We start from the raw sequence: 662 nt of genomic DNA on the forward strand, positions 1-662 counted from the left end.
TCACCTTCTATGTGTCCATAGTTATCATTAAATGGCTTAAAGAAATCGACATCCAAGAGTATCATCGCCATCGGCATATGGTGCCTTCCATGCCACGCCACCATTGAATCTAACTTTTGATCAATGTAACGGCGGTTGAAAAGCTTGGTCAGTCCATCCTCGTTGGCTTGCTGAGTGAGAAGTTGGTTGACTTGCTCTAGTTGGGCTGTTGCTTGTTTGAGTTCTCGACGCATATGCGCGATACGCTGCATCGCTATGAGTTTGGAGTTCAGGACGAGTTTGTCAACTGGCTTAATCAAATAGTCATCGCCGCCCGCATCGATCGCTTTCGCAATCATTTCAGGTTCTTCATGACTACTTAAGAAAATGATAGGAATCCAGTCGGGAAAAGTTTCTCGAACATGGAGGGAGACTTCAAAACCGTTCATTTCAGGCATGGAAATATCAAGCAGTACCAGTTCGGGGTCAAAGCTCTCGTAAGTATTTAAAGCTTCTATACCGCTACCGACGGCTTTGACGATATGTCCAAGCTGTTTAAGACGAATAGCCAACTGCATTCTGTCTAGTTGAACATCATCAACCAGAAGAATACGCATTGATGTCCCTGTAGGCTGCATAACGCGTTCCATTTTTATTTGTCTTTATTAAACATATACCATACT

1 protein-coding gene is annotated in these 662 nt (G+C 43.5%); it reads right to left on the bottom strand.

What is annotated here, in order from left to right:
* The coding region (locus tag R7Z77_RS26045; protein ID WP_318137137.1) for a response regulator at nucleotides 1-617 on the bottom strand (617 nt) is incomplete at its 3' end.
* Between the last annotated feature and the right edge of the window lie 45 nt (nucleotides 618-662).

This window comes from Vibrio sp. 1401 (assembly GCF_033340295.1).